The organism is Occallatibacter sp., from assembly GCF_049802275.1.
In the GTDB taxonomy this organism is placed as follows: domain Bacteria; phylum Acidobacteriota; class Terriglobia; order Terriglobales; family Acidobacteriaceae; genus Telmatobacter.
Window position 1 is genome coordinate 1 of record NZ_JBARMD010000548.1, and the last position, 5,255, is coordinate 5,255.

Here is a 5,255-nt window from a genome sequence, read left to right on the forward strand (position 1 = left end):
GCTTTAGCCCCTGAGGGTGCCTTGCAAGACGCAGCCGGCATTTATGCAACCAATTCTAGTTCTAAACGGGTCGGCGTGCCCTTCTCCGGCTTCTACAGCATGAGAGATCCAGGCAAAGGCGCTTGATTTCACCAATCGACCCGATGCTATACTTCAGCCTCCTCTTGGGGGTCTTTATGGCGCGGCGGTCATTTCTTCGTCAGCTGGTAGCGTTGCCCGTTGTCGGAGTGGCGTCTTCGCTGGCTCAAGGAACTTCACATAAATCTCTCAATATCATGATGAAAAGTGCGTGGGGATCTGATGATCCAACCAAGGCAGCGTTTCCTTTTCTTCATGGCCTCGCACTTTCTGAAGCGGGACATTCGGTGCAGATTTTCTTGCTTGGCGAAGCTGTTTCGCTTATGCGGAAATCGGTTGCCGCCGCAGTCGTGCCGGTTGGTTGGCCACCTTTAGAGCAGACCCTCACGAAAGTTGTTGAAAGACACGTTCAGATTTATGCCTGCGGTGCCTGCAGCCGCGCACGGGCCGTCTTGCAAGCAGATCTGGATCAGTGGGGGGCGAAGTTCGGCAATCCAGCGATCTTTGTTTCGCTAGTGGAATGGTCCGATCGCGTGATCACAGAATAACCCTGCAGTTCACCTGAATCGGAATCCGACTAGACCGGGTGACATCCGCTTTAAATCAACGGCAAATTGTCAGAGCACAAACTGGCTCACTCAAGGGGTTCACCTCACATGGTGTCAAGAGCCCTGTCTCGAAATAGTCCTGCAACTCCTTCCAGATCAGTGTTTACGCACTTTCAATCTTTGCAGGTATTTTGCTTCGTTGGGCGCACAATCAATCTGATGAGCACAATACTGCGCTACGTCGTTCGCGGCTGCCTGGCCTCGATCCAAAGCCAGACTTCGAAGAAATTGTCCCTTTGCTCCCGGGCGCACCTACTGCCTGAATTCCCGCCTCTAAGTCCTTTCCTGAGAGGGTTCTGCAGCTAAGTCCAACAGCCAGAGAAACTTGGAACGATTGTTCCTATGTAAGCCCATGAAAATGGGGAACTTGCCTACAGAGTATGGGTGGGGGGGTATCTCGCGGCCAAAGGTACGCGAGAAAGTTACAAAAGGTCTTATCTTGCTGTTGCATACGAAACCCCAGGCATCTAAGATGCGTCAATTGAACGAAAATGCCGCATACCCTCTCCATTTCGTCACCACCCCCGCCCCCCACCGCACCACGTCTGCGCGTCGGAAAACTGTGCGTGGCCATTCAGGGCAGATCGCCAGCCGAATTGTTCGACCGGGCCGAGTCGGCTGTTAGACATTTCAAATTCCTCGAGCTGAGACTCGATTCCCTCTCCAAGCCCGCCAACGCCTTCTCTTACCTGAAACAGTTTTTGGGCGAACACAAGGATGTCACCGTCATCGCCACCTGCCGTCGCAAGTCGCACGGCGGAGGATTCGACGGTCCACTAGCCTCCGAGCTAGAAATCCTCACCAAGGCGGCACAGACCGGATGCCAGATCATTGATTTGGAAGTTGAATCCGCCGAAGAAGCCAAAGCAGCCCAGCTCACCAAACTGCGCGCAGCCGGCGCGGCCTTGCTCATTAGCTCTCACGACTTTAGCCGCACCAAGGGCCTCGAACAGGCGGCTGACCGGATTGAAGTTTTCAAGCCGGACTTCGTGAAAGTCGTCTCGACGGCCCGAACTTTGGCCGACAATCTCGCGGTACTGCGGCTGATCGAGGATCGCTCGCTGGCCTCGCACATCGTGGGCATCGCCATGGGCGAAGAAGGCCTTGTGAGCCGCATCCTGGGACCAAGGGCGGGCGCAGCGTTCACCTTCGCCTCATCTTGCGACGGTGCGGAGACCGCGCCGGGGCAGGTAAGTGCAGAGGCACTGCGCGATGTGTACCGGTTGGAAAACCTTGACCAGGCGACCCGTATCTTTGGCGTAGCCGGAAATCCCATCAGCCAATCGCTTTCGCCGCTGCTGCAAAATGCCGCCTTTCGCCGGGAAATCGTTAATGCCGTGCTGATTCCGCTGAAAACCAAGTCCGTGCAGGACCTGCTGACCCTGGCGCTGGAACTTCCGCTGGCTGGGTGCGCCGTCACCATGCCCCTCAAGACCGAAGTCCTGCCACATCTTGCCAACATGGATCCGCTCACCGCGCGCATCGGCGCCTGCAACACGCTTCGAATGGGAGCCGACGGAAAGCTCTACGGCTTCAACACGGATGTCGCCGGAGTAGTCCGCCCCCTGCAGCGCCGCCTGAAGCTCAGTGGTGCGCGCGTCGTTGTGCTCGGAGCCGGAGGCGCAGCAAGAGCGGCTGTCTTTGGCCTTGTGGAGCAGGGCGCGGAGGTGCTGGTGGTCAATCGAACCCACGAGCATGCTGTGACTTTGGCGCGCCAGGCAAAAGCCAAATCCCTGAAGCGTGAGTTGCTGGCCAAGCAACGCTTTGACGTCATGATCAACGCCACCCCCTGCGGTATGGCGGGGTCCAAGCAGGCACTCCCCATCGCAGAAAATGAGTTGAATGCGAGTCTCGTTTTCGACATGGTGTACAGTCCGCTCGAAACACCCCTTCTCAAGCTGGCCAAGTCGCGCGGCATCCCGGTAATCAGCGGGTTGGAGATGTTCGTGCAACAGGGTGCGCGTCAGTTTGAGATCTGGACCGGCAAACCGGCTCCCGAATCGGAGATGATGCGCGTTGTCGAACATGAATTGCACAAGCGCGGCTGAAACAGGACATAAGTCTCATCCCGCAAGGAATTTGCCCCGTCGCTAAAAATCCGACCTGTAAAGCACCTTTGTCTCAGTCCAGACCGTCAATAGCTTTAGCGCTGCTTTCCCCGATCCATTTGCATAAGAATCAGCTGCCTGTTTAGGTTGAGAGTGACTCATGAGTGCTTCCGCTGAGACTGGCCGCTGTTTCATGCGCGATTGGATTGTGCGTTCGCGGCATCGCGTGAGCATTGAAATTCCTCTCGCGCGCTTCTTTCTCTTCGGCCTTGCGACGTTCCTGACCGGCTGCGGATACTTCATCAACCCGAACGCAGTCATTCCCAGCGGGCCTGGCACTCCCTCGCAGAGCGGGTCGGTGACCATTTCACCGACGTATGTCGCGCTCTCACCTGGACAGAAGTTCCAGTTCACCGCAACCGCCGCGCAGGGCGGCCAGATCGAGTGGTTGGTAAATGGCGTCGTTGGCGGAGTTCCAGCATCCGGCCAGGTAGACACCGCCGGCAATTACACTGCTCCCGCCGTTGTCACCCAGAACGAGAACATCTCGGTTACCGCCGCGCTGGCTTCTTCACCGCAGCAGAACTATGCGACAGCCATAGCCGCCATTGTTCCCGGCGCCCGGGTCTCGTGTCCCGACGCCACGGGAAGCCCCCTGGTGGCGGCGTATTCGATAAGTCTTCCTTCGTCTGGCAAGGTGATGGTCGAATTTGGAAAGACCACGGATTATGGCTTGAACACGTGGGAGGTTCCAAGCGACGCGAAAGGCGGCCCGGTGAAAGTCCTGGTTGCCGGAATGATGGGCAAGACGCTTTACCACATGCGCGCGCGGGTCACACTTGACAATGGCGCCACGTATACCGATGCTGACCATACCTGCACCACGGGAACCCCGCCGCCAACACCGACGGTGCAGATTTTTTCTCCGAACGGCGGGACCCCTCAACCGGGAATTGAGATCTGGAACACGGTTATCCCATCAAACGTGATCCAGGCGTATGCCACGGATCTGCAGGGCAATATCATCTGGTCGTATCTCTACCAGGGCTCGACGGTCGATTTGATACAGGGCATTCAGCTTTTGCCGAACGGCGACATGCTGATGCTGATTTCGTACCTTTCCTCGACCACGGTTAACGGAACCCTGGGGCTGGTGAATGACGTTCGCGAAGTCGATCTGGCCGGCAACATGGTCCGCGAGATCACCATGGACACGCTGAATCAGAGGCTGGCCGCATCGAGTTTGAAGGACGCCGACGGGAATGCATATAAGTTCAAGAGCTTTCATCACGGCGTGATTGCATTGCCCAATGGCCACTGGGTGATGCTGGCTGCTTACAACAAAAGCTACTCCAATCTTCCGGGGTATCCCGGAACCACCTCGGTGATTGGCGATGCGATTATCGATGTGGACGCGAGCGGCAATCCCGACTGGGTCTGGAACACCTTCGACCACCTCGACATCAACCGCCATCCCATGAACTTTCCCGACTGGACGCACTCGAACGACATGATCTATTCGATCGACGACCACAACCTGCTTCTCTCGATTCGTCACCAGAACTGGATCATCAAGATCAATTTCCTGGATGGCACGGGTTCAGGCAATGTGATGTGGAGATTGGGGGAGGGCGGCGATTTCAAACTTGTGGGTGGTACTGACCCCACTGACTGGTTCTATGCGCAGCACGGCCTGAGCTTCTTTTCGCCGAATACCACCGGCGTGTTTCGGCTGGGCTTGATGGATAACGGCAATGATCGGATGTTTCCGAGCGGGTCGGTGTTGTGCCAGCCGCTCAAGCCGCCCATTCCAACCTGCTATTCCACGATTCCCATCCTCGAGCTGAACGAAGGGGCCATGACCGCTACTCTGGTGACGCACTATGAGCCCCCTCCAAGCTACTTCTCTTTCTTCGGCGGCAACGCGGAGCTTCTGCCGAACGGAGACATCCATGCAAACTTCAGTGCCGCGGTGACCGGTGCGATCGTACAGGAGTTGAATCCCCAGGCGACACAGGTGATCTGGCAGGGCACAACCCCGAATGCCTACCAGTTCCACGCATATCGGTGGCCAAGCCTATATCCGGGTGTGCAGTGGTAAGTTGAAGGGACGTTTTTGTTTATCGCCTGAACACCAGACCGACCGCAAAACGATTTGCTGAAATCGACATTACATTTGGATGACACTTCCGGGCTCTTGTGAATCTAACAATGTCTACAGCCGGATATTTTTCGCCCCGAGGTTTACCGTGACAACTGCCTACATCAATCGGATTGCGACATCGGTTCCACCGCACGATGTGCACCGTTCATTCATCGCCTTTGCCGAAGGTATGTTGCCGGAAGGCACCACGCGATCGCTGTTCAAGCGCATGGTGCGCATGTCTGCAATTGAGCACCGCTACTCTTTTCTGCAGCCGATCGCGAGCGAGAACGGAATTTGGAGGGATGCTGAAGACCTGTATGCCACCGGGCGCTTTCCGGGGACCGCCCGGCGCATGGAGACATTCGAGAAGTTCGC

The 5,255-nt window shown here is 56.7% G+C and carries 3 protein-coding genes and 1 pseudogene; all 4 read left to right on the top strand.

The annotated features are described in order from the left end of the window. The first annotated feature begins 122 nt into the window (after nt 1–122). The gene (locus tag WA354_RS18925; RefSeq protein WP_472814577.1) at nt 123–626 is read left to right on the top strand and encodes a DsrE family protein; all 504 of its coding nucleotides are present in this window, start codon (nt 123–125) and stop codon (nt 624–626) included. Nucleotides 627–1,252: 626 nt separating this feature from the next. After that, complete coding sequence (gene aroE, locus WA354_RS18930) at nt 1,253–2,734, top strand: shikimate dehydrogenase (RefSeq protein ID WP_472814578.1); 1,482 nt, start codon at nt 1,253–1,255, stop codon at nt 2,732–2,734. A gap of 160 nt (nt 2,735–2,894) precedes the next feature. Next, on the top strand, nt 2,895–4,835 hold the full coding sequence (locus WA354_RS18935) for an aryl-sulfate sulfotransferase (protein WP_472814579.1): 1,941 nt from the start codon (nt 2,895–2,897) through the stop codon (nt 4,833–4,835). A gap of 148 nt (nt 4,836–4,983) precedes the next feature. Further along, a pseudogene (locus WA354_RS18940) lies at nt 4,984–5,255 on the top strand (type III polyketide synthase); the annotation flags it as partial.